Below are 20653 nucleotides of genomic sequence, written 5' to 3'. Positions count from 1 at the left end.
GCCGTGTCGACGAGGGGGTTCGAGATGACGACGAGGGCCTTGGTGCTCGGCGGCGGTGGCGTGACCGGCATCGCCTGGGAGCTCGGCGCGGTCTCCGGCCTGCTGGAGGCCGGGGTCGACGTGCGCGAGGCGGACCTGGTGGTGGGGACGTCGGCCGGGGCCACCGTCGCCGCGCAGATCACCACCGGCGACCTGGACGAGCTCGCCGCCGCGCAGCGGTCGGCCCACTCGGCGGAGATCGCGGCGGAGCTCGACATGGACCTGATGATCGAGCTCTTCACCGTCCTCGCCAACCGCTCGATCCCGGCAGACGAGCGTCGCGCCCGGGTGGGCGCCCGGGCCCTGGCCACCGCGACGGTGGCCGAGGCGTTGCGCCGGGACGTCATCGTCGCCCGCCTGCCGACCGATGCATGGCCGGCCCAGCCGGTGGTGCTCACCGCCGTCGACGCGTCCTCGGGCCGGTTCCGGACCTTCGACGCCGCGTCGGGGGTCGGGCTGGTCGACGCCGTGGCCGCCAGCTGCGCAGTGCCGGGCATCTGGCCACCGGTGACGATCGGGGACCGTCGGTACCTCGACGGCGGCGTGCGCTCGTCGGCCAACGCCGACCTGGCGGCGGGCCACGATCGCATCCTCGTGCTGACGCCCATGGCCCCGGGCCTGACCTCGGGCCTCGAGGACCAGGTCGGGCGGCTCCGTGCCGACGGAGCGGCCGTGGTGGTCGTCTCGGCGGACGACGCCGCGCTCGCCCGCATCGGCGACAACGTGCTCGACCCGAGCCGCCGGGGCCCGGCGGTCGAGGAGGGCCGTCGGCAAGGCCTCGACGCCGCAGCCGGTGTCGCCGAGCTCTGGTCGGCAGGGCACGCCACCGCACCCTGAGCCCGGGAACGCACTCGGCCAGCACCGGGCGTCCCTCCTAGGGTCCGAACCGTGCGGAGCGCGGACGTGGAACGCCGTCGGGCGATGGAAGCCGAGATCGCCTCGGCGGCGCTGGCAGCGCTCGAAGCCGGGCGCCTGGAGGTGGGCGCCCGCCCGTCCCGACGGCACCGCTGGCAGCTCCTGGCTTGGCACGTCCTGGACGACGAGGCTCTGGTCGCGGCGGCTCGTCGGGACAAGCGGGCGAGGTTGACCGTGATGACCCACCGGTTCCACCGCACCGGTGGCCGGTGGACCTGGGACGAGGCCGGCCCGTCCAGCGACTTCGAGGGGCCGATCATGGAGCCTCGGAGGTCGCTCCCCGGTGCTACGTGCACCGAATCGTCCTCCTGGGGCGCCGGCGGAGGGTCCGGGACCTGGTGGGAGCTGTGGCGGCTGCCGAGCGAAGCGGCCTTCCTGCGCGAGGGCGATCACGTCGAGGTGGTTCCCGCACACGGCTGGGTGCCGCGGGTCCGACGCCCGCCGAGCGACCTCCGCACCGACGTGCTCGATGTCCAAGGAGCGCTCATCGGACGACTGGGGGCGCACCGCTCTGCGCAGCTGCCGCCATCGGTCCGCGTGCGGTTGCAGGACCTGGCGGCCGGGACCGGGGATGGGTGGCTGAACTGGGCGCCGGACCGCTGAGCGTCCTGGCCGGCGGGGACGACGCCCCGCCGGCCGACCGGCGAGGGGCTACTTGGCGAGGAAGTCGAGCAGCGCCTGGTTGAACGCCTCGGCGTGGCTCACGTTGAGGCCGTGGGGGGGCGTCGGGCACCACGACCAGCTCGCTGTGGGTGATGGCCTCGTGGGTCCGCTTGCCCGAACCCTCGAACGGGACCGTGCCGTCGCCGTCGCCGTGGATGACGAGGGTCGGTACCGTCACGTTGGGCAGGTCGTCGCGGAAGTCGGTGGTGCCGAAGGACTCCATGCAGGCCAGCGCCGCCTTCTTGTCGGCCTGCTTGGTCAGGGCCAGCGCGTCCTGGCGCTGGCCCTCGGTCACCTTCAGGACGCCGTCGACCGAGAAGAAGTCGGTGGTGAAGCCGTCGTAGAAGGCGTCCTCGTCCTCGGTGAGGTCCTTGGTCATGTCGGCGGCCGCTTCCTTGGTGAGCGGCCCGTCGGGGTTGTCGTCGGTCTTGAGCATGTACGGGGGCACCGCGGCGGCGAACACCACGCTGTGCAGCCGGCCGACGCCGTGCTTGGTGGCGTAGCGGGCCACCTCGCCGCCGCCCATGGAGAAGCCCACGAGCGTCACGTCGTGCAGGTCGAGCTCGGAGAGCACGCCCTCGAGGTCGTCGGCCAGCGTGTCGTAGTCGTAGCCGCGCCAGGGCTGGTCGCTCTGGCCGAAGCCCCGTCGGTCGTAGGCCACCACCCGGTAGCCGGCCTGCTGGAGGACGGGCACCTGCTCGCTCCACGAGGCGCCCGACAGCGGCCACCCGTGGATCAGCACCACCGGTCGGCCCGGCCCCCCGGTGTCTTCGACGTGGACCTTGGTGTCCGTCAGGATCCCGGAGTGGGCGACGACTTCGGCCATGGGGTGGCTCCTTCGATCTGCTTCGCTTCGATGCGGTGCGCCCGTGCGGGCGCTCGGGTGTCGTACCCAGGTCGCTGTGGAGCTCGCTCCGCCCTCCGGGTGATCGGACGCGGAGGCTCGGTCCCTTCCTGCCCACGCCCGGGCCTGCCGCCGGCCGTCGCGGCGGCTCGGCCGGAGGGCGGCGGCGCCGCCCCTACCGTGGCGGGCTCGGACCGGATCGGACCGGCCCCGATGGACGAAGGGACGGCCATGGACCTCTACGCGGTGTACCTCGGGGGAGACCTGTCGCCGGGCCGGATCGGCGAGGACCACGAGGTGGTCTTCGTGGTGGGCGACGACGTGCGAGACGTGCGCAAGCGGGGCCGGGCCAAGTGGCAGGGCAAGGGCAGGTGCCACGTCGATGCGATCGTGCGCATCGACCAGGTCGACGGCCATGCCATCGCCGCCACCCCCTCGCCCGACGGCGCGACGGGCGACGTGGTCGACCTCGACCCCACCTACGAGCCCGGTGACTGAGCACGACGAGTCCGAGCGCCGGGCCCGCTTGCTCGACGCCCAGGCCCAGGCCGAGCAGCTGTTCGTCGCGGTCGAGGACCGCGGCATCATCCGGCCCGGGACCACCGACAAGGCCGCCAGCCATGCCATCCGAGACCTGGCTGCCGAGCTCTTCGGGGTCCGCCGCCACCGGCACAAGCGCATCGTGCGGTCGGGGCCGCACTCCGTGCTGCCCGGGTCGAGGCGCAATCGGTCGGTGGGCACCTGCACCGAGGGAGAGCAGGGGCTGCTGCGGGCTTCGCCCAGGCCCTCTTCCACCTCCGAGCGGGGTGCGGCAGCGGTCTGGCCGGGGCGACGGGCGGGGTAGGAGCCGGGCAGCCGGAGACGGATCCGGCCTGACGAGCGGAGACCCCCATGGCTCAGCCCACCACCGTCCAGAACGGCGCCAGCACCGCGCGGGTCTGCACGATCCTCGCCTTCGTCTTCGGGGCGATCTCGATCCTGTTCTTCCCGATCCTCTTCGGCCCGGTGGCCATCGTGCTGGCGGCGGTCGGCTGGCGGAAGGGCGACCCGCTGGCCCGCTACGCCCTCCCGTTCGCCGTGGTCGCCATGATCATCGGGTTCGTCCTCGGCGCCATCGTCTTCTCGGCCGCGAACGACGACGCGCTGGCTGCGCTGGGGTCGTGAGCGTGGTCGCGGCGATCCTGGCCGCCGGGACGGGCGGCGGGGGCAGCGGGAGCGGCAACGGTGCCCTGCTGATCGGCGTCGGCCTGTTCATGATGGCCATCGCCGGCGTCCAGGTGGTGCGCCCGCAGGCGCTGTGGCGGTTGAACCGACGGTTCTACAAGAACCCGGACGCCATGGAGCCCAGCGACCTCGGCTTCGGCCTGCAACGGCTGATCGGTGCCGTCGCCTTCTGCTTCGGCGTCGCCGCCCTGGTGAACGGGATCAGCAAGCTCTAGGCACCCGAGCCCGCCGGCTGGTCAGCGCATCGCCGGTGATGAGTACACCGACCCCACGCGGAAGCCGCCGAGCCAGGCGGTCAGCCGGTCGGCCTCGGCCTGCAGGTCGTCCTGCGCCCGGGTTGACACCGGCTCGAGCAGTCGCAGCTGCACGACGCCGGCCTCGTCCTGGACCCAGGAGCCGACCGCTCGCCCGTCGACCCAGGCGGTCGCCCCTGCGTTGCCCCGGGTGTCGAAGAGCTGCTCGCGGTGGGGACCCAGGTAGAAGTCACGGTCCTTCCAACCCATGATCGTGGGGTCGAGCACCGGCAGCAGCGCCGCCCACGGACCCGGATCGGGAGGCTCGGCGAGGTCGTCCGGCAGCAGCCAGCCCTGCCCGCCGCCGTCCAGCGAGACCGCTTCGGCGTCCAGGGCGAGCAAGGCGGCGCGCACGACCGCCTTGGTGGAGCCGAGCCACCAGACGAGGTCGGCTTCGGTGCCGGGGCCGAAGGTCTGCAACCAGCGCCGCACCAGCTCGCGGTAGCCATCGGCGGGGGAGGCGACCGGGTCGGGCACGGCGTCGAGCCAGCGCTCGATGCGCGTCCAGCGAGGCCGGGAGGTGTGCCAGCCCCCGGCGTTGGTGCCCCGGACGATGTCGCCGGTGGCGCCGAGGTGGGTCAGCACCCTCGAGGCCGACCAGACCGCGCCGGCAGGGCCGACCTTGACGTCGATCATCGGGATGGCCTGGCGCACCTCGGTGGCGGGCAGCCCGTCGGGGGACTCGGCCAGCAGGGCCAGCACGGCGGCCCGGGCTTCGTCGAGCCAGGCGTCGCCGTCGTCGGCCAGCCCGGCGGCCACCGCATCCTTGGCCATGCGGGCCCGCTCCGTGCCGGCCACCCGGGCGGAGGCGCTGGGCCACACGGCGGGCAGGAGGTCGAGCGGGAACACGAACAGGGTGCGCCGCATGGCCAGCTGCTTGACGAGGGTCCGGTCGACGTAGAGCGACCGGTCGACCTCGGCCGGCGTCACCGTGGCGCACCGGGCCCACGTCGACAGGTAGACCGTCGCCGGCTCGGTGGCGTGCAGCACGGTCATGGCGCGGACGGCGTCCTCCGGCGTGGCGACCCGAGCCGCCGAGGCCAGCGCGTGGCGGACCGCCAGCCGGGCCCGTCGTTCCTCGTCACCGACGTGTCGCACGCCGCCATCATGACCGGCGAGCGCTGCGCCGTTGGCCGACCTGCGGTCAGGGCACGACGATCCGGGTGTCGATCCCGTGGGCGTTCCTGGGGTCGCCGCCGCGGAGCAGCACCGAGGTCTCGGTGGCCACCGCCCGGTACAGCCGCAGCAGGCCGGGGCCCCGCAGGTCGTCGACGGTGGTGCTCGCCAGTTCGGGGTAGCGAGCGGTGAACGTGGCCGTGACCGCGTCGACCTCGTCGTCCGCCACGAGCGCCGCGGTGGCGTCGACGTAGACCGCCTCACCGTGCCCGATGCCCACGGTCGAGTCGAAGATGGCGAAGGCGACCTCACGGCGAGCCTCGATGTTGCGCGAGTGGCGGGCCGTGGGGGAGGAGACCCACAGGTACCGGTGGTCGTCCTCCGGGGTGAAGTACACCGGCGTCACCCAGGGGCGGCCGTCGGCGTCGGCGGTCGACAGCGTGAGGTAGCGGTTGGCGGCGACGATCCGCCGCGCCTGGGCCGCGAGGTCGCGGCGGTCGTCGTCGGTGAGGGCAGCCATGGTCTTCTTCTCCCGATCGTCCATCGTTCATCGATGCAGACGCCGTCGTGCCGGCGGGCTCATCGGCTCGTGCTTCGGGCGGCGGCCTGGCTACCTTCGCGCCGTGACCGACCTCACCATCCGCCCGGCCGAGGTCGCCGACGTCGACGCCGTCGTCGCGCTGGTGACCTCGGCGTACCGGGGCGAGGCCAGCACGGCGGGGTGGACCACCGAGCACCACCTGCTCCGGGGCCAGCGCACCGATGCCGCCATGGTCACTGCCGCCGTCACGGATCTCGACGGCACCGTGCTCCTGGCCGAGCGCGACGGCGAGCTGCTCGGCTGCATGCAGGTCGTGCGGTCGGGTGCCGAGGCCCACTTCGGCATGTTCGCCGTCGACCCCACCCGCCAGGCGGGCGGGGTGGGCTCGGCGCTGCTGGCCCACGCCGAGGACCTGGCCCGCGGCCCCTGGTCCTGCCGGTCGATGGACCTCGACGTCATCGCCCAGCGCCACCAGCTCATCGCCTTCTACCAGCGGCGTGGGTACCAGCCAACCGGCGAGACGCACCCCTTCCCCTACGGGGACGAGCGCTTCGGCATCCCCCAGCGCGACGACCTGCACTTCGTGGTCCTGCGGCGCGACCTCTGACCCGTCCGCCGGGCTCAGCCCAGGTGGGCGTCGAAGAGCGCCGCCAGGGCCTGAAAGTGGCGCTCGGAGGCGGCCTCGTCGAAGGTCGGGTTGTCGGGGACGGCGAAGCCGTGGGCGCCGGCGTAGGTCTCGATGGTGTGGTCGACGCCGGCGGCCAGGTACGCCTCGTGCAGGCGGGCGGCCTCGGCGCCGTCGAAGTGGGGGTCGTCCCGGGCGGCGGCGACGTAGACCACCGCCCGGGTGGTCGACGCCCCGAGGTGTGGGCTGCCGGGATCACCGACGACGGCGAGGCGGCCGCCGTGGAACGACGCCGCCGCCCCCACCCGACCTCCCAGCGTGCCGGCCGCGGTGAGCGACAGCCGTCCGCCCATGCAGTAGCCGGTGGTGCCGATCGGGCCGTCGGCCACCTCGGGGCGGTCGTCGAGGAGGTCGGCGAAGGCCCTGGCGTCCGCAGCGGCGCGGGCCGGGGTCAGGGCCCCGGCCAGCTCGGCCAGCCGGGCCATCTCGCCCGGGTCGGTGAAGACCGTGGCGATCGAGAACGGCTCGTAGCTCCCGGCCCGGTAGTAGACGTCCGGCAGCAGGACGGCGTGGCCGAGGCCGGCCAACCGATCGGCCAGCTCGCGAAACACCTGGCGCGTGCTGCCGGCATCCGGGTACAGCAGCACGCCGGGCCAGGGCCCGTCGCCCTCGGGCACGTGCAGCGAGGCGGGGGCGGTGCCGTCGGGGGTGGGCACCTCGAGGTCGATCGTGGGCATGGGGGCGACGGTAGCGGCGGTCAGTGCGCGGCCCACTCGGCGGCGAGCGGCGAGCTCCAGCCGCCGACGTCGAAGCGGGCTGGCGCCAGGTCGGCGAAGCGGAGCACGTGGCCGTCGGCCAGGTCGGTCGTCGCCGAGCGGTCGAAGAGCCGCCCCCGGCCGTGCAGGGTGGCGGCGCCGTCGGCGACGCGGAGGTAGGAGCCTTCGTGCAGGCCGAGGATGGTGGCGTCGTTGTCCTCGAGGAACTCCTCGAGGCGCTCGTCGCGTGCTCGCCCCGGAAGGTCGAACGGGGGTCCGGGTCCACGTAGTGGGCGTTGATCTGGAACGGCACCACGCCCAGGGCGTCGAGGGTGGCCGGGTGGCGGATGGGCATGTCGTTGCTGGTGCGGATGGTCGGCCCGGCGATGCTCGTGCCCGCCGATGCCCCCAGGTAGGTGGTGAGCCCCGCCGTCACCCGGGCCGAGACCTCCGGGATGACGCCGAGGCGCAGCAGCGCGCCGAGCAGCCGGAAGGTGTTGCCGCCGCCCACCATGAGCACCTCGGCCTCGAGGATCGCCTGCGCGGCGTCGCGGCCATCGTGCGCCGACACCAGCTCGATGCCCAAGGCCGCGAACGCCCGACGGGCCTTGGCGGCATACGCCTCGAGGTCGGCGAGGGCGAAGGGCACGAAGGTGACGCGTCGGCCGCGGACCGCCTCCCGGATGGCCTCGCCGGCGTAGCCGTAGAGCGTGTCGTCGTCGTCCGAGGAGTTCGACAAGAGGACGGCGTCGGTGCGGACGGGTCCGGTCATGGGGGCTCCGTGCGTTGGGTGGCGAGGTGGCGCCGGCCTACCCCGCTGACCGCGATCGGGCCAGATCGGTCGGGGCGGTCCGGCTGCTTGGCGGGGCCGTAGATGGCTAGCACCTGGTCGATCCCGGCCACGACGAACAGCCGGCGGACCGTCGTCGGCAGCCCTGGCAGCCGGCTCTCGACACCCTGGGCCCGAAAGCGCAGGCCGGTCTCCTCGACGGTCAGGGGGCTCCGCCGCTGGGGTCCTCGGTGATGCCCTGCACCGCCAGCACCGTGTCGATGCCGGTGACGGCGAGCATGCGGCGCAGCGTCCGGCTGGGGTCCTGGAGCACGACCTCGCCGCCGCGGTCGAGCACCTGCTGGTTGACGGTGAGCATGGCCCGGAGGCCGAGGCTGTCGCAGAACGTGAGCGTCGACAGGTCGAGCACCACCCGCTGGACGGATTCGTCGACGGCGCCCTGCATCGCCTCGACCAAGAGGGGCGCGCCCACGAGGTCGAGGTCACCGCTGAGGTAGGCGGTCAGCGTCGACCCGGATCGGTCGAGCTCGGCGGCGAAGGGGCGGGACTCGGAGCTGGCCATGGGTCCTCCGGGACGGGCTTCCTCAGCGGGAATGCCAGCGGCTGCTTCACCGGCCTCGGAGACGATACGTCATCAGTCCGTGGCGAGCGTCCGGTCGATCCTCTTCGGCGCTCCTCGCTCCTCGCTCCTCGCGCCTCGGGGCCGCTGCGCCGGCGGGGCGGCCCAAGCGGGCAGCGCGATCGTGAACCAGACCGACTTGCCGAGGCCGTCGTGGTGACGGGTGCCCCAGCGATCGGCGAGGACGTCGATGATCCGGAGCCCGTTCCCTCCGGAGCGGCTGGGGTCCTGGGGCAGCGGTGCGGGGTGCGAGCAGTCCCGGTCGGTCACCGTGACCCGCAGCTGCTCTCCCGTTCGATCGAGCGTGAGCCGTGGCTGTGGGGTGTCGGTGTGGCGGAGGGTGTTGGCCATGAGCTCGCTGGCCATCAGGGCGACGTCGTCGCACCGCTCACCGGACAGTCCGGCCATGGCGACGGTCTCCCGGAGCGAGGTGCGGATGGCGGCGGCCTCGGCGGCGCTCTCGTAGCGGTACTCGGCTAGGCGATCCATCGGTCTCGGGCTTCCGTCGTGGCCGTCGCTGCCTCGCCTACCCCGGCGGTGCACGTCGACCCGCGAACCACCCGCAAGGGCGAGCGACCATCGCTCACGACGCCGGTCGGGCGCGGGCGATGCGGCCGAGCGCCTCGAGGTCGGCCTCGGCGTGGCACTGCCGGCGGTACAGGGTGAGGGCTGCATGGCGCTCGGCGACGGCGGCATCGCCCGCGAGGGCGCGCGGTCCGAGGGCCCGCTCGAAGCGCCGCTGGACATCCTCGCAGCGGTCGTCGACGAGGTGGCGGACGGTGAGCGCCAGCCGCCGCGCGCCGTCGACATCGTGCCCGCCCCTGTCGGCGGCGTCGCCGGCGGCGGAGAGGATGGCGTCCAGGTCCCAGGAGGCGGCGGTGAGCGCGCCGAGGTGGGCGAGGCGGTGCGGGTCGTCGCCGAGGTGGTCCGCCGCGTGGTCCACCAGGCCCTGGGCGGCGCCGGCCCAGCAGGCGGCGGGGCCCACGGCTCCGAGCCAGAAGCCCGGTCGATCGAGGTACCAGCCGGGCCCGCCGAGCACGGCGTCCTCGCCCACGACGAGCCCGTCGAAGGTCACGGTGGCGGTGCGGGTGTCGGCGAGCGCCGGGGTCCGCCAGTCGTCCAGGGAGACCTGGTCCTCGCCCAGGTCGGCCAGGTCGACGAGGAGCAGGAGGGGACCGTCGCTCGCCGGGACCGTCACGAGGGCGGCGTCGACGATGCCGGCACCGGTGCAGAAGCCCTTGGACCCGGTGAGCCGGAGGCCGTGTCCGGTGCGTTCGGCGCGCACCACGTGGGCGGGGTGCTCCGACGCCCACACGCCCAAGGTCTGGCCAGGGGGCGCCGATCGGCCCGCCTCCGCCAGGATCTGGCACGCGCCGGCGTGGGCTTCGGCGAGCCGCCCCAGGGAGACGTCACGGCGAGCGATGGCGGCGAGCGCGGCCCACCGCTCGGCGGTGGCGCCGCCGCCGAGGGGCGGGAGGTCGAGGTCTCCCGATGCGACGAGGGCGTGGAGGTCGTCGCGGCGCGCCACGAGCCGACCAGGTCCGGCGCTTCGACCGCCACGGGCGCCGGGGCGAGCTCGAGCAGGCGGGCGGCGAAGCCGGACGGGGCACGGCCCGTCCGCCTGCCGCTCGTGGTCACCGGCGCCTCGATCGTCGTGACGAGGGCGGCGCCTCCGGCCCGGAGCCGGTTCCAGAGGTCGTGGTCCTCGCCGGTGCGCAGCGGGGCCCACCCCCCGACGGCGACGTAGGCGTCGGCGCGGGCGCCGAGGTTGGCGCCGTGCACGTGGGGGTGGGTGCCGTCGGGGTGGAGCACGTACTCGGCGGCGAACCGGTCGGGCACCGAGGTGGGGTGCTCGCTGAAGGACGCCACCGCCACCGTCCCGGCCACGCCCTCGGCACCCGCGTCGGCGTGGCCGAGGTGGGCCTCGATCCAGGCGCCGGGCACCGTGCTGTCGGCATCGGTGGTGAGCAGCCACGTGCGCTCCGGGGGCCGCCCCTGGGTCTGGTCGAGGTGGTCGAGCGCACGGCGTGCGCCCACGCGGCGAGCGGCACCGACGTTCCCGGTGGCGACCACGACGACCTCGCCGCGCGCGCCGAGGGCCCGCCGGGCCCGTCCGGCGGTGTCGTCGTCGCAGCCGTCGGCCACGACCACGATCCAGAGGTCCGACCCGGCGGGAAGCGGTGCAGCGAGGATCGAAGCCAGGCAGGCCTCGATGGTGGCGGTCTCGTTGCGCGCCGGCACCACCACGCCCACCGACCACCCGCCGGGGCTCACGACGCGGTCCAGCGGTCGATGGTGAACCCCGGCGCCGACACGTGGCGGGTGCGGGCGAGCCGCGAGGGGAGCGAGTCGGCCAGGACCCGGTGGACGGTGGTGCCGTGGAGCTGGTGGTCGGGACTCTCGCCGAGCCAGTGGCAGGCGACGAGCTCGCCGCCGGGAGCCAGGGCCGCGCCGAGCGCACCGGCGACCTCGGCGAGCTCGACGGTGCTCAGGTAGTAGCCGACCTCGCTCAACACGACGAGGTCGAGCGGCGCCGGCGGGGCATCGGTGACCGACCCGGTCGCGAGCGTCACCCCGGCCAGATCGCGGCAGCGGGCTCGGGCCCGGTCCACGGCGGTGGCCGACACGTCGGTGGCGACCAGCTCTGCGCAGCGCGGCGCCAGCAGCGCGGTCAGCTCACCCACCGAGCAACCCGGCTCGTAGGCCCGGCCGTACGAGGGCCGACCGAGGGACGCGAGGATCGACGCGTAGCGACCCTGCTCGTACGGCGAACCGGCGAAGTCCCAGGGGTCGGCGTCGCCCTGGTAGCGCTGCTCGAACGCCTCGGCGCTCCACGGTTCAACCGACACGGGCGAACACCTCGACGGTCCGCTCGAAGCGGGGGAGCGCCTCGGGGCCCACGATGACGGCGCCGAGCATCCCGGTCGTCTGCGACGCGAAGCACGCGACCGCCCGCTGCTTCGCCTGCCGGGCGCTCGACGAGACCTCGTGACCCACCCAGTCGAGGCCGTCGAGCTCGTGGTCCTGGGCCCACTGCCAGGCCCACACGGGGTACGCCCAGACCTCGGCGCCGACCGCGGCGGCCGCCGAGATGGCGGCGAGGCCGCACGCATCGTGGTCGGTGTGGCCGTCCTCGGACCACGGCGCCACCACCAGCGAGGCCCCCGCCGCGAGCTCACGGAGCCGGGCGACGAGGTCGTCGGCATGGGCGTGCACCGAGCCGTCGGGCAGGCCGAGGCGGCGGGTCGGGCTCGGCACCCCCAGGTGCGCCAGGGCCCGAGCCTGTTCGCCGTGTCGCAGCTCGGCGAGGCCGGGGCTGCCGGGGTGGGACCCTTCGCCGTCGGTGACGGTCACGACCGCGACGTCGACCCCTCGCCGGCAGAGGTCGGCGATCAGGCCGCCGCAGCCCAGCGTCTCGTCGTCGGGGTGGGGGGCGACCACCAACACCGGGCCCGCCGCCGGATCGGCGAGCGGGATGCGGGCGGCCCAGCGGCGCCACGTGGCCTCGTCGACCGGGGCCTGGACGGGGAACGCGCTGGTCGCCGGATCACCGGGGCGGGTCTCCGAACGCACGGTCACCGCGGGTGCATATCCCCCGCACCTCCGTGCAGAACCCGGCGCCGGGCGTCAGGGCGTCCACACCACCAGGAAGCTGGTCGCGTCGTCGCGCAGGTGGCCGCCGTGGAAGTCGAGGATGGCGTTCGAGAGGCGGCGGACCGTCTCGGCCGGGCCGAGGTCGGCGGCGACGGCCTTGCTCACGAAGTCGATGAGCCGGTCGAGGCCGAAGTCCTCGCCGCCGAGGGCTTGGGCCTCGATGACGCCGTCGGTGTAGAAGAGCACCCCGTCGCCGGGCTCCAGCTGGTCCTCGGCGATCTCCCACACCCGGTCCGGCTCCATGTGCCCGATGCCGAACGGCAGGCGCGGGCGGCAGGCCAGCTCGGCGATGTGGTTGCGTCGCACCAGCAGGGGCGGCGGGTGGCCGGCGTTGAGCCAGCGCAGCACGCCGGTCCGGGTGTCGAGCCGGCCCAGCTGGCCGGTGGCGTAGCGCCCGCGGCCGATCTGCTCCTGGATGGCGCGATCCATGAGGCGGGCGGCGTCGGCGAGGTCGCCGCCCGCCCGACGGGCGTTGCGGTAGGCCGCCAGCGCGAGGGTGGAGATCAGGCTCGACCCGAGGTCGTGGCCCACGGAGTCGAGGATGACGAGGTCCATCCGGTCGGGGCCGTGGGCGTAGTCGAACGTGTCGCCGCCGACGGTGTACGCCGGCTCGAGCATGCCGGCCACCGACACGTCAGCGGTGGAGAAGCTGGTGGGCGGCAGCTCCTGCCACTGCAGCTCGGCGGCCAGCGACATCGATCGCCGCCTTCGTCGGCGGGTGAACGTGTCGCTGTACTGGCCTCGCGTGATGATCTCGGCGGCGGCCACCGCCGCCAGGTGCTCGAAGCGGCGTCGCCCGGCTTCGCCGAGGTCCGCCACGACCAGCTCGAGCACGCCGATCCGGTCCACGCCATCGATGAGCGGCACCCACAGGTGCGTGACGCCCTCGTCCTCGGCCGCCACCGTCTCGCTGTGGGAGTAGGCCCGCCCGGCGCTCGAGGCATCGATGGGCTGCTCGGGCAGCTGCACCGCCTGGTCGCTGTGGGGCACGTGCACCAGGATCCGCTGCTGGGGATCGGAGAGCCACACCCGGGCCTCGCGGGCGCCGAGCTGCTCGGCCGCTGACGCGATCAGGCCGGGCAGCCGATGGGGGGCCAGCCGGCGGGCTTCGTCGAGCAGACCGGTCATCGCGGCGAGCAGCGACGCATCGCTCGTTCGTCCACCGTCGTCGGCCATCGCTGCACCCTAGGTGCCGCCGTGGCGGGCGACCGGCTGGCTCGCCTCCGGTCACCCGTTCAGAGGCGAGGCCGGACCTCGGACTCGAAGAACTCGAAGAAGCCCTCCTGGTCGGGCCCGATCTGGTTCACGTAGACCTCGTCGAAGCCGGCATCCAGGTACTCCTTGAGGATCTCGACGTGGCGCTCCGGATCGGGGCCACAGGCGTGCGAGTCCTTGATGGCCTCGACGGTGACCAGCTCGCTGGCCTGGGCGAAGTGCCCGGGCATGGGCAGCTCCTGGGCCAGCTCGCCGGGAACGCCCTCGTTGCGCCACAGGTGGTGGGCGAGCTTCGCCGCCTCGTCCTCGTCGGCGCCCCAGCAGACCTTCACCCCGGCCATGGTCGGCCCCGTGCCGCCCTCGTCCTGGTAGCGCTGGCGGGAGTCGCCGTCGGGGGAGGCCGTCACGAAGCCGTCGCCGACCTCGATGGCGAGGTCCAGCGCCTTCGGGCCGAACGCCGAGATCGGCACCGGGATGGTCTCGGTCGGGTGGTCGTAGAGGCGGGCCCGGTCCACCACGTAGTGATCGCCCTCGAACGACAGCTGCTCACCGGTCCAGAGCTTCCGCATGACCTCGATGGCCTCGCGCAGCTGGTCGATGCGCTCGTCGGCGCCGGGCCACCGATCGCCCAGCACGTGCTCGTTGAGGGCCTCGCCCGTGCCGACGCCCAGGCGGAAGCGGCCGTCGAGCTGCAGGGAGGCGGTGGCGGCGGCTTGGGCGACGATCGCCGGGTGGATGCGCATCGTCGGGCACGTGACCGCGGTGGTCACCTGCAGCGAGGTCGTGGCGGCGATGGCGCCGATCACGCCCCACACGAACGGGCTCGACCCCTGCTCGTCGAGCCAGGGGTGGAAGTGGTCGGAGATCCAGACCGACGAGAAGCCGTGGGCCTCGGCCCCCTTTGCCTGCTCGAGCAGGGCGTTGGGCCCGTGCTCCTCACCCGACAGGAAGTACCCGATCTCAGCCATGGCCGGGGGCTACCCGAGGTGGGGCCGGGGCCGACCCACCCTCCGGGTGATCGTCGCCGGCCGACGGGAGCTCTCGTCCCGTCGGCCCGGCAGGATCAGCGCGAGGCGGCAGCCTTGCGGGTGTTGGTGCCGGCCCGCTTGGCGGATGCCTTGGTGGTCTTGGCGGCGCCCTTCGCCGTGGTCGCGGTGCGCTTGGCGCTGCGCTTGGCCGCGGTCGTGGTGCGGGCTGCGCCCTTCCTGGCCGAGGTGGCCGTCCCCTTGGCTCCGGACGTGGCGGCCTTGGCGGTGGCCTTGGCCCGAGCGGTGGTGGCCTTGGTGGTGGCCTCGCCGGTGCGCTTGGCCTTGGCCGTCGCCTTGGTGGCCTTGTCGGCGGTCTCCTTGGCGCCGGAGCGGACCTTGGTGGCGGTCTTGCGGGCGACGGAGCTCCCCTTGGGGGCCTTTGCGCTGGTCTTCGACCCGCTGACCTTGGCGATGACGTCCTGGGCGACGGCCAGCGAGCCCTGGGCCAGGCCGCTCACGGTGTCGGTCACCTTGTCGACCACGCCGGCCGCGGTGCCCGCCACGACGTTGCCGGGAGGGGTGTCGGGGGGCGCGGGGGTGCGGGTGCGTCGGCGCCGTCTTCTTGGCGTCGACCATGGCATCGCCGAGCTCGGCCAGGGCCTTGCGCCCGAGCTCCTCGCGGACCTGCGGGAAGTACTCCTCCTCCTCTTCCTTCACGTGGTGGCGCACGTTCTCGATGAGGACGGTGACCTTGGCGTCGAAGCGCTCGTCGTGGGGGTCGAGGTCGTCGATCTCCGAGAGCACCCACTTGACGATGTGGTGCTCCTCGAGGCTCTCGAGCACGATGTCCTCGGTCTCCGGCACGGTGGCGCGGGTGACGGGGTAGAAGAGCATCTCCTCGATGGCTGCGTGCTTCGACAGCTCCTCGCAGATCCGGTCGGCGATCTGGCGCTTGTCGGCGTAGGCGCCGTCACCAGCCTTCTCGAAGCGCTTGAAGAGCTTCTCCACGGTCCGGTGGTCGTCCTTGAGCAGGGTGATGGCATCCATGCGGTCGAGCTACCCGAGCGAGCGCCGCACGGACCCGATGTGACCCCCGACCCGTGCTCCGTTCGGGTGATCTTGCCCAGCCTCCCGTCAGGTGCGCGAACCGTCAGGCGCGGGACGCCCGCCGTCGCTGGACGGCGAGGTTGGCGGCCATCGCCAGCGCGCCCCCGATGAGGCCACCACCTGCGGCCCCCTCGCCCGACGCCACCAGCACCACCGCTGCTGCCACCAGCACGACGATCGCCAGCAGCGCTGCTCGCTCCCACCAGGGTCACCCGCGTGGATCGGACACGACCGGACCCTAGGTCGGCCGCCGCCTCCGGTCGGCAGGCCCCTCAACATCGGGTGGGGTCCCGGTCGCGGCCACGGGTAGTGCAGCTCCATGGCACTCGTGAACAGCAACGGCTTCGCCCACGTCCGACTGACCGTCACCGACATCGCTCGGTCCAAGGCCTTCTACGACCAGGTGTTCGGTTGGCCGACCGCCGTGGACGCCTCCGACCACGCCGACGAGCCGGGGGTGAGCGCATCGCCGGAGCAGTTCTACGGCGGCACCGTCTACCAGACGCCCCAGGGCACCCTCTTCGGGCTCCGCCCCGTCGGCCCGCAGGCGTTCGACTCCGAGCACACCGGCCTCGACCACGTGAGCTTCGCCGTGGCCGACCGCAGCGAGCTCGAGTCGGCGGCCGCCGCCCTCGACGGCGCCGGCATCGAGCGGGGCGAGATCAACGACCTCGCCGACGCCGGCATGGCGATCCTCTCGTTCCAGGACCCCGACGACATCAACATCGAGCTCACCGCCCCGCTCGGCTGAGCCCCACCCTGCGCCAAGCCCCGGGTCTGAAGCCCTCGCCTGCACGGGCCGCGCACCCGGAGCTCGGTGGGTTCGGCGGGCAGATGGACCCCGAGCGGGTCAGGCGGAGGTCGGCTCGGACTGCGGTTCGGGGCGGGGCTCCGTGGCGGGCTTGGCGGCCGGCTCCTCGGCGGTGGCGGCGTCCATGGCCTTCTTGATCTCGGCCTGGAACCCGCCGGACACCCGGCGGACCTGCTCCATCACGTTTCCGACGGTGCGCATGGCCTTCGGCAGCTGGTCGGGCCCGAGGATCAGCAGGGCGACGACCAGGATGACCACGATCTCGGGACCGCCCACGTTGAACACGCAGGGAGTTCGGAGCCGGTGGCGGCGGCGGATGACCGATCAGGTCAGGCGCGAGCGAGCCGGTCCGCCACCACCAGCCAGACGTCGGGGTCGAAGCCCATGGCGAAGTGGGTGCTGCGGACCTCGACCAGCTCGACCGTGGGGCCGTCGTCGGTGGTCCAGCCCGGCGGGACCACGTGGTCCGAGCGGCTCCACAGGGCGGTGATCGGCACCGTGATGGGCAAGGCTGAGGTGGGGGCATAGAGCGGGCTGCCCAGCGTGATGACCCGGGACACGAGGTCGGGCCGGTGCCGGGCGACCTCTCGGGCGAGGAACCCCCCGAGGCTCTGGCCCACCAGCGCCGCCCGGCCGGTGGCGCCCTCGTCGACCCGTCGATCGAGCTCGGCGATCATCGGCTGCACCATGGTGCGGGCGTCGTGGTCGTTGCGGCCCAGGCCCCATCCGGAGACGTCGTGGCCCCGCCCGGCGAGGTAGCGGCGCAGCACCGCCGTCGTGCCGTCGCCGAAGTTGTGGCCGGGCAGGACCACCACCCGGGAGCCGTGGCCACGCGGCGCGCCGTGCAGGCGGCGGGTGCGCGCCAGGAGCCGGAAGGGCTGCACGAGGCCGGCGAGCTCGCCGCTGGCGCCGCCGGGACCGAGCCCGATCGTGCCGCGGCCCTCGCCCTCGCCGGTCATGGGCCGACCGCCTCGAGCAGCTCGGTGATCAGGCGGAGGGCCTCCGGGTGGCCTTCGACGTGGGGAAGGTGGCCGGTGCCGGCGAGCACCTCGTAGCGGGCACCGGGGATGTGGGCAGCCAGGTGCTCGGCCGCCGGAACGGCGACCACGTCGTGCTCACCGCACAGCACGAGGGTGGGGACGGTGATCTCGCCCAGGCGGTCCCAGGCCGGCACGACCGGGTCCTCGGGGCCGGGGTCGGGCGATCGCAGGGCGATGTCGTTCGCCTCAAGGAACCGGGCCCGGACGGGCTCGCCCACCCGTCCCTCCGGGGCGGTCCAGCCGTCGAGCCAGGCGTGGGCCTCGAGCCGGTTCACCAGGTCGAGGTCGCCGGCCTCCTCGGCGGCCTCGTAGCGAGCCACCAGGTCCTGCACGTCCGGCGCCAGCGCGGCGACCTCCAGCTCGGGGGCGCCACTGACCCCGGCGCCGATCAGCACCAGGGCATCGACCCGGTCGGGGGCGGCGAGGGCAAGGTCGATGGCTCGGCGGCCGCCGTTCGATGCGCCGACCACCGCGGCCGAACCGACGCCCTCGGCGTCGAGCACCGCCAGCGCGCCGTCGGCCTCGCGGTGGGGCTCCGGGTCGTAGGTGGTCTCGCCGAACCCGCGCCGGTCGTACGCGATGGTGCGGAACCCTCCGCCGAGGTGGTCGACGAGGGGGCGCCAGCTGCGGCGGTCGGTGACGCCGGCGTGCAGGAGCAGCACCGGTGCTCCTGCTCCCTCGGCGTCGTAGGCGATGCGGGCGGAACCGGACGGGACGAGCACCGGTGCATGGTGCCACCCCGCCGGGGGATCCGGAGGCCGCCTACTCGGTGACCAGGTTGACGATCCCGCAGACCTCGAGGACGCGGCGCACGTTGGGCTGCAGGTTCGTGACCACGACGGGCATCGTGGCCCGGCCCTTCATCTCGTTCCACGCCCGCACGAGGAGGCTGATGCCGATGGAGTCGATGTAGGTGAGGCCCGAGGCGTCGAGCACGATCTTGCCGACCCCGGCGGCGATGGCCTCGGAGACCGCAGCGGCGAGGGCGGGCGCGGTGGCGAGGTCGAGCTCGCCGGTGACGGTGACGGTCTCGGTGAAGCCGGTGCGGTGCGTCGCGACGTGGAACGCCTCGTTCGCCGGCTGCCCCTCGGTCTCGGCCATCGTCTTCCTCTCGGGTGCAGGAACCTCTGGTTCGGTGGCCCGCTCCACCGACCGCACAGGGTAGGCCCGCCCGCCGCGGCCTGCGCCGCGTGCGCGCCGGGCGGGTGCGGCGGTCAGGCCGGGGCGGCGATCACGAGCTCTCGCGAGGCGTGCACGAACACGTCGGGGCGACGCAGGACGCTGCGCTCGTCGCCGGGATCGACGAGGACCTCGAGGGCGGCGACGTCGTCGGCGTCGAGGTGGCGCTGCCACTGCTGGCGGGACCGGTCGACGGTGTCGGCCACGAAGCGGCGGGCGTCGTCGGCGAGCGGTGGGTCGAGGCGGACCTGGGCGATGCGGGATCCCACGATGCGCAAGCCGGCGTCGGCCACCAAGGCCGGGAGCGAGTTGGCGGCCTTGGCCCCCGGCAGCCCCCGGCGGAGCTCGTCGAACCACCGGGAGCCGGCAGCGTCGAGCCGATCGGCGAGGCCGGGCCGGCCGATCCCCAGGTCGTCGGGGAGGACGCGCAGCGGCTCGGCGATCTCGGCGATGGCGACCAGGCCGCCGGGCGCGAGGAGCCTCCGCAGCGCGGCGAGGGCGGCCACCTCGTCGCCCACGTGGTGCAGGGACATCGACGCCCAGACCAGGTCGGCGGGAGCCAGCCCCTCCAAGCCATCGGGCAGCTCGGCCTGGTGGGTGGTCACCCGCTCGGCGAGCCCGAGCCGCTCGGCCCGCCCCCGAGCCCGTTCCAGCATCGCCGGTGAGCCGTCGACCGCGGTCACGGTCGCGGCCGGGAAGAGCCGAGCCAGCTCGCAGCTGCCCACCCCGGGCCCGGAGCCGACGTCGACCACGTGGCGCACGGGGCCGACGGCGGTGCCGCGCAGGTCCGAGGCCCAGCTGGCCGCCTTCGTCACCACGTCGAGCAGCACCTCGCCCTCCCGCTCCGCCTGCCCGGCCCACCGCTCCCAGTCGGCCTCGTCGAGGTGGACGTGGCCGTGCTCGTGCGCCGCCTGGTGCTCGTGCTCGTGCTGGTCTTCGTGGTCCTGTGCAGCCATGGCGGTCACGGTAGAGGGCGACATCGCCGCACGCATCGGCTCTTGCGGAAGCAGCAAGGAAGGGGGCGGGTCTGGCCGGCGGCGACCCGGGTAGCGCGAGCCCATGGCCTCCTATGCGGTGAACGCCGAGGCGGTGGAGCACGTGCGTGGGCTCATCGACCGCCGCCAGTACGTCCTCGACAGTGACTGGGGTGAGGTGCAGCCCGACGCCGAGGCGCAGAACGCCTACCTCGAAGCGCCACTCGTGGGAGGCGTACGCCTCCTGGCACCTCGGCCTCACCGACGGTGCCAACGACGAGACGAAGGCGCGGTACGCGTTCGTGTGCGGCGACCTGCGCCGGGTGCACCGCTCGGGCCTGATCGCCTGCGTGTACCGCGCCGCCGAGTGGCGTCACAAGGACGTGGAGCTGGCCGCCCACGACCTCCTCCAGCACCTCGATGCCGTGAGCGGCTGAGCCGACCGGCCGATGCGGCACGGCCGTGGCAACCCGCCGCTCCTTCAGGCGCGGCTGGCGACGATGCGCTCGGCGATGTCGCGGAGCTTCACGTTCTCGCGCTGGGACGCGCTGCGGAGCACGTCGAAGGCGGCATCGGCGTCGAGCGTGGCGTTGCGGGCCATGAGGATCCCCTTCGCCTGCTCGATGACCGCTCGAGAGCTGAGCGCGTCGTTCAGCTGGAGGTTCAGCTCCCGCTCGCCCCAGAACGCCCGGGCGTTGACGAGGACGACCGCCGCCACCTCCACCAGTTGCAACGCCAGCTCCACGTCGTCGTCGCTGAACGCGTCGACCTCGTGGGAGTACAGGTTCAGCGCGCCGAGCGGTTCGTCCAACGCGCAGAGCGGCACCGAGAGCGTGCTCCGGATGCCGTGGGCCACGGCGGCGGCGCAGAACGCCTCGTAGGGGCCGTCGGCGGCGGTGTCGGCGATGCGCACGGCGTGGGCGAGCCGCCAGGCATCCAGGCAGGGCCCGGCGTCGGTCCGGTATTGCGCGGCGTCGATCTCCGGGGAGTCCTCGTCGGTGTAGGCCGTGGTGACCGGCTGGCCCCGCTCGTCGATCAGCGTCATGCCCGCAAAGGCGGCAGGGAGCGCGGCGGTGATGACCTCGGAGACGTGCGACAGCGTCTCGCGGAGCGGCCGCTCCGAGACGATGATCTTCGACAGCTCGATGAGCGCGGCTGGGCGCGGGTCCGATCCCAAGACATGGCCTCCTAGACGGAGCCATCCCTGTGGTCTCAAGGACAACGGCAGGCCGCTCAAGCTAGCGGCGCCCGGCGGCGGCCCACGAAAGCCGGCGTCCGACC

At 73.9% G+C, this 20653-nt stretch carries 27 protein-coding genes and 4 pseudogenes; 9 read left to right on the top strand and 22 right to left on the bottom strand.

Features of this window, described 5'->3' with window-relative positions; all coding sequences use genetic code 11:
* The first annotated feature begins 24 nt into the window (after window positions 1–24).
* Both KSP35_RS05305 and KSP35_RS25620 read left to right on the top strand, forming a co-directional pair.
* Window positions 25–876, top strand: a complete 852-nt coding sequence (locus tag KSP35_RS05305) for a patatin-like phospholipase family protein (RefSeq protein WP_216999600.1) — start codon at window positions 25–27, stop codon at window positions 874–876.
* An 84-nt stretch (window positions 877–960) separates the two neighbouring features.
* The gene (locus KSP35_RS25620) at window positions 961–1557 is read left to right on the top strand and encodes a hypothetical protein (RefSeq protein ID WP_216999598.1); all 597 of its coding nucleotides are present in this window, start codon (window positions 961–963) and stop codon (window positions 1555–1557) included.
* Window positions 1558–1605: 48 nt separating this feature from the next.
* Here KSP35_RS25620 and KSP35_RS05295 read toward each other — a convergent pair.
* Window positions 1606–2443: pseudogene (locus KSP35_RS05295) on the bottom strand (alpha/beta fold hydrolase).
* Between the two features lie 231 nt (window positions 2444–2674).
* On the opposite strand from KSP35_RS05295, the gene KSP35_RS05290 reads away from it, so the two are divergent.
* Genes KSP35_RS05290 through KSP35_RS05275 form a run of 4 tightly spaced genes read left to right on the top strand, consistent with a single transcriptional unit; the run spans window position 2675 to window position 3900 of the window.
* Complete coding sequence (locus KSP35_RS05290; RefSeq protein ID WP_216999596.1) at window positions 2675–2959, top strand: DUF1543 domain-containing protein; 285 nt, start codon at window positions 2675–2677, stop codon at window positions 2957–2959.
* Window positions 2952–3305, top strand: a complete 354-nt coding sequence (locus tag KSP35_RS05285; RefSeq protein WP_216999595.1) for an aminopeptidase P family protein — start codon at window positions 2952–2954, stop codon at window positions 3303–3305. Before KSP35_RS05290 ends, KSP35_RS05285 begins: the two co-directional genes overlap by 8 nt.
* Window positions 3306–3352: 47 nt before the next feature.
* Complete coding sequence (locus KSP35_RS05280) at window positions 3353–3625, top strand: hypothetical protein (protein ID WP_216999593.1); 273 nt, start codon at window positions 3353–3355, stop codon at window positions 3623–3625.
* A complete protein-coding gene (locus KSP35_RS05275) occupies window positions 3622–3900 on the top strand; it encodes a DUF6199 family natural product biosynthesis protein (RefSeq protein ID WP_216999591.1) in 279 nt (92 codons plus the stop codon). The genes KSP35_RS05280 and KSP35_RS05275 overlap by 4 nt, the downstream gene beginning before the upstream one ends.
* Before the next feature lie 21 nt (window positions 3901–3921).
* Here the strand turns inward: KSP35_RS05275 and KSP35_RS05270 are convergent, their stop codons facing one another.
* Window positions 3922–5076, bottom strand: coding sequence for a winged helix DNA-binding domain-containing protein (locus KSP35_RS05270; protein WP_216999589.1), 1155 nt, complete (start codon window positions 5074–5076; stop codon window positions 3922–3924).
* A 46-nt stretch (window positions 5077–5122) separates the two neighbouring features.
* Window positions 5123–5638 (bottom strand): pyridoxamine 5'-phosphate oxidase family protein, encoded by a 516-nt coding sequence (locus tag KSP35_RS05265; RefSeq protein ID WP_216999587.1) that lies wholly within the window; start codon window positions 5636–5638, stop codon window positions 5123–5125.
* Window positions 5639–5717: 79 nt separating this feature from the next.
* Here KSP35_RS05265 and KSP35_RS05260 point away from each other — a divergent pair, with 79 nt between their 5' ends.
* Window positions 5718–6242 (top strand): GNAT family N-acetyltransferase, encoded by a 525-nt coding sequence (locus KSP35_RS05260; RefSeq protein ID WP_216999585.1) that lies wholly within the window; start codon window positions 5718–5720, stop codon window positions 6240–6242.
* A 14-nt stretch (window positions 6243–6256) separates the two neighbouring features.
* Here KSP35_RS05260 and KSP35_RS05255 read toward each other — a convergent pair whose 3' ends face one another.
* The 13 genes and pseudogenes from KSP35_RS05255 to KSP35_RS25605 form a co-directional block, all read right to left on the bottom strand.
* A complete protein-coding gene (locus tag KSP35_RS05255; RefSeq protein WP_216999583.1) occupies window positions 6257–6997 on the bottom strand; it encodes a dienelactone hydrolase family protein in 741 nt (246 codons plus the stop codon).
* 328 nt (window positions 6998–7325) lie between these two features.
* A pseudogene (locus tag KSP35_RS25615) lies at window positions 7326–7787 on the bottom strand (Type 1 glutamine amidotransferase-like domain-containing protein); the annotation flags it as partial.
* Between the two features lie 220 nt (window positions 7788–8007).
* Window positions 8008–8367 carry an STAS domain-containing protein gene (locus KSP35_RS05245; protein ID WP_216999580.1) on the bottom strand — a complete coding sequence of 120 codons (360 nt, stop codon included), beginning with the start codon at window positions 8365–8367 and terminating at the stop codon, window positions 8008–8010.
* 72 nt (window positions 8368–8439) lie between these two features.
* Window positions 8440–8913, bottom strand: a complete 474-nt coding sequence (locus tag KSP35_RS05240) for an ATP-binding protein (RefSeq protein WP_216999578.1) — start codon at window positions 8911–8913, stop codon at window positions 8440–8442.
* Between the two features lie 94 nt (window positions 8914–9007).
* Window positions 9008–9712, bottom strand: a complete 705-nt coding sequence (locus tag KSP35_RS05235; RefSeq protein ID WP_216999576.1) for a hypothetical protein — start codon at window positions 9710–9712, stop codon at window positions 9008–9010.
* The gene (locus KSP35_RS05230; RefSeq protein ID WP_216999574.1) at window positions 9619–10698 is read right to left on the bottom strand and encodes a glycosyltransferase family 2 protein; all 1080 of its coding nucleotides are present in this window, start codon (window positions 10696–10698) and stop codon (window positions 9619–9621) included. Before KSP35_RS05230 ends, KSP35_RS05235 begins: the two co-directional genes overlap by 94 nt.
* A complete protein-coding gene (locus tag KSP35_RS05225) occupies window positions 10695–11273 on the bottom strand; it encodes an SAM-dependent methyltransferase (RefSeq protein WP_216999572.1) in 579 nt (192 codons plus the stop codon). Before KSP35_RS05225 ends, KSP35_RS05230 begins: the two co-directional genes overlap by 4 nt.
* Window positions 11263–12003 carry a PIG-L deacetylase family protein gene (locus KSP35_RS05220; RefSeq protein ID WP_216999570.1) on the bottom strand — a complete coding sequence of 247 codons (741 nt, stop codon included), beginning with the start codon at window positions 12001–12003 and terminating at the stop codon, window positions 11263–11265. Before KSP35_RS05220 ends, KSP35_RS05225 begins: the two co-directional genes overlap by 11 nt.
* Window positions 12004–12051: 48 nt before the next feature.
* Entirely contained in the window at window positions 12052–13254 is a 1203-nt protein-coding gene (locus tag KSP35_RS05215; RefSeq protein ID WP_216999568.1) for a PP2C family protein-serine/threonine phosphatase, read from the bottom strand.
* A 59-nt stretch (window positions 13255–13313) separates the two neighbouring features.
* Window positions 13314–14261 carry a TIGR03557 family F420-dependent LLM class oxidoreductase gene (locus KSP35_RS05210; RefSeq protein WP_216999566.1) on the bottom strand — a complete coding sequence of 316 codons (948 nt, stop codon included), beginning with the start codon at window positions 14259–14261 and terminating at the stop codon, window positions 13314–13316.
* Between the two features lie 95 nt (window positions 14262–14356).
* Window positions 14357–14824: a hypothetical protein gene (locus KSP35_RS24025; RefSeq protein ID WP_254126998.1), complete on the bottom strand. Its 468-nt coding sequence runs from the start codon at window positions 14822–14824 to the stop codon at window positions 14357–14359.
* 181 nt (window positions 14825–15005) lie between these two features.
* Window positions 15006–15308: pseudogene (locus KSP35_RS25610) on the bottom strand (hemerythrin domain-containing protein); the annotation flags it as partial.
* A gap of 103 nt (window positions 15309–15411) precedes the next feature.
* Entirely contained in the window at window positions 15412–15534 is a 123-nt protein-coding gene (locus KSP35_RS25605; protein ID WP_371748691.1) for a hypothetical protein, read from the bottom strand.
* Window positions 15535–15687: 153 nt separating this feature from the next.
* Between KSP35_RS25605 and KSP35_RS05200 the strand changes: the two genes are divergently transcribed.
* Entirely contained in the window at window positions 15688–16119 is a 432-nt protein-coding gene (locus KSP35_RS05200) for a VOC family protein (protein WP_216999562.1), read from the top strand.
* Between the two features lie 99 nt (window positions 16120–16218).
* Here KSP35_RS05200 and tatB read toward each other — a convergent pair whose 3' ends face one another.
* From tatB to KSP35_RS05175, 5 genes are all read right to left on the bottom strand, one after another.
* Window positions 16219–16464, bottom strand: coding sequence for a Sec-independent protein translocase protein TatB (tatB, locus tag KSP35_RS05195; protein ID WP_216999560.1), 246 nt, complete (start codon window positions 16462–16464; stop codon window positions 16219–16221).
* 44 nt (window positions 16465–16508) lie between these two features.
* Window positions 16509–17138 (bottom strand): alpha/beta hydrolase, encoded by a 630-nt coding sequence (locus KSP35_RS05190; protein ID WP_216999558.1) that lies wholly within the window; start codon window positions 17136–17138, stop codon window positions 16509–16511.
* Window positions 17135–17941 (bottom strand): alpha/beta fold hydrolase, encoded by an 807-nt coding sequence (locus KSP35_RS05185; protein ID WP_216999556.1) that lies wholly within the window; start codon window positions 17939–17941, stop codon window positions 17135–17137. The genes KSP35_RS05190 and KSP35_RS05185 overlap by 4 nt, the downstream gene beginning before the upstream one ends.
* Window positions 17942–17981: 40 nt before the next feature.
* Window positions 17982–18320, bottom strand: a complete 339-nt coding sequence (locus tag KSP35_RS05180; RefSeq protein WP_216999554.1) for an STAS domain-containing protein — start codon at window positions 18318–18320, stop codon at window positions 17982–17984.
* Between the two features lie 113 nt (window positions 18321–18433).
* On the bottom strand, window positions 18434–19354 hold the full coding sequence (locus KSP35_RS05175) for a trans-aconitate 2-methyltransferase (protein ID WP_216999552.1): 921 nt from the start codon (window positions 19352–19354) through the stop codon (window positions 18434–18436).
* A gap of 103 nt (window positions 19355–19457) precedes the next feature.
* Between KSP35_RS05175 and KSP35_RS05170 the strand changes: the two are divergent.
* A pseudogene (locus KSP35_RS05170) lies at window positions 19458–19809 on the top strand (hypothetical protein).
* A gap of 44 nt (window positions 19810–19853) precedes the next feature.
* On the opposite strand, the gene KSP35_RS05165 reads toward KSP35_RS05170, so the two are convergent.
* The gene (locus tag KSP35_RS05165) at window positions 19854–20549 is read right to left on the bottom strand and encodes a GAF and ANTAR domain-containing protein (protein ID WP_216999549.1); all 696 of its coding nucleotides are present in this window, start codon (window positions 20547–20549) and stop codon (window positions 19854–19856) included.
* Between the last annotated feature and the right edge of the window lie 104 nt (window positions 20550–20653).

Origin of the sequence: Aquihabitans sp. G128, from assembly GCF_019048865.1 — a bacterium.
In the GTDB taxonomy this organism is placed as follows: Bacteria; Actinomycetota; Acidimicrobiia; order Acidimicrobiales; family Iamiaceae; genus Aquihabitans.
The sequence above is the reverse complement of the archived record's forward strand: the minus strand, read 5'-3'. Positions and strand labels throughout refer to the sequence as shown.

Excerpts from the sequence above, each read along its gene's own strand:
- KSP35_RS05255 (WP_216999583.1), bottom strand. The coding sequence starts at position 6,997 with ATGCCCACGATCGACCTCGAGGTGCCCACCCCCGACGGCACCGCCCCC.
- KSP35_RS05175 (WP_216999552.1), bottom strand. The coding sequence starts at position 19,354 with ATGGCTGCACAGGACCACGAAGACCAGCACGAGCACGAGCACCAGGCG.
- KSP35_RS05265 (WP_216999587.1), bottom strand. The coding sequence starts at position 5,638 with ATGGACGATCGGGAGAAGAAGACCATGGCTGCCCTCACCGACGACGAC.
- KSP35_RS05215 (WP_216999568.1), bottom strand. The coding sequence starts at position 13,254 with ATGGCCGACGACGGTGGACGAACGAGCGATGCGTCGCTGCTCGCCGCG.
- KSP35_RS05200 (WP_216999562.1), top strand. The coding sequence starts at position 15,688 with ATGGCACTCGTGAACAGCAACGGCTTCGCCCACGTCCGACTGACCGTC.
- KSP35_RS05190 (WP_216999558.1), bottom strand. The coding sequence starts at position 17,138 with ATGACCGGCGAGGGCGAGGGCCGCGGCACGATCGGGCTCGGTCCCGGC.
- KSP35_RS05240 (WP_216999578.1), bottom strand. The coding sequence starts at position 8,913 with ATGGATCGCCTAGCCGAGTACCGCTACGAGAGCGCCGCCGAGGCCGCC.
- KSP35_RS05245 (WP_216999580.1), bottom strand. The coding sequence starts at position 8,367 with ATGGCCAGCTCCGAGTCCCGCCCCTTCGCCGCCGAGCTCGACCGATCC.
- KSP35_RS05280 (WP_216999593.1), top strand. The coding sequence starts at position 3,353 with ATGGCTCAGCCCACCACCGTCCAGAACGGCGCCAGCACCGCGCGGGTC.
- KSP35_RS05180 (WP_216999554.1), bottom strand. The coding sequence starts at position 18,320 with ATGGCCGAGACCGAGGGGCAGCCGGCGAACGAGGCGTTCCACGTCGCG.
- KSP35_RS05305 (WP_216999600.1), top strand. The coding sequence starts at position 25 with ATGACGACGAGGGCCTTGGTGCTCGGCGGCGGTGGCGTGACCGGCATC.
- KSP35_RS25620 (WP_216999598.1), top strand. The coding sequence starts at position 961 with ATGGAAGCCGAGATCGCCTCGGCGGCGCTGGCAGCGCTCGAAGCCGGG.
- KSP35_RS05290 (WP_216999596.1), top strand. The coding sequence starts at position 2,675 with ATGGACGAAGGGACGGCCATGGACCTCTACGCGGTGTACCTCGGGGGA.
- KSP35_RS05210 (WP_216999566.1), bottom strand. The coding sequence starts at position 14,261 with ATGGCTGAGATCGGGTACTTCCTGTCGGGTGAGGAGCACGGGCCCAAC.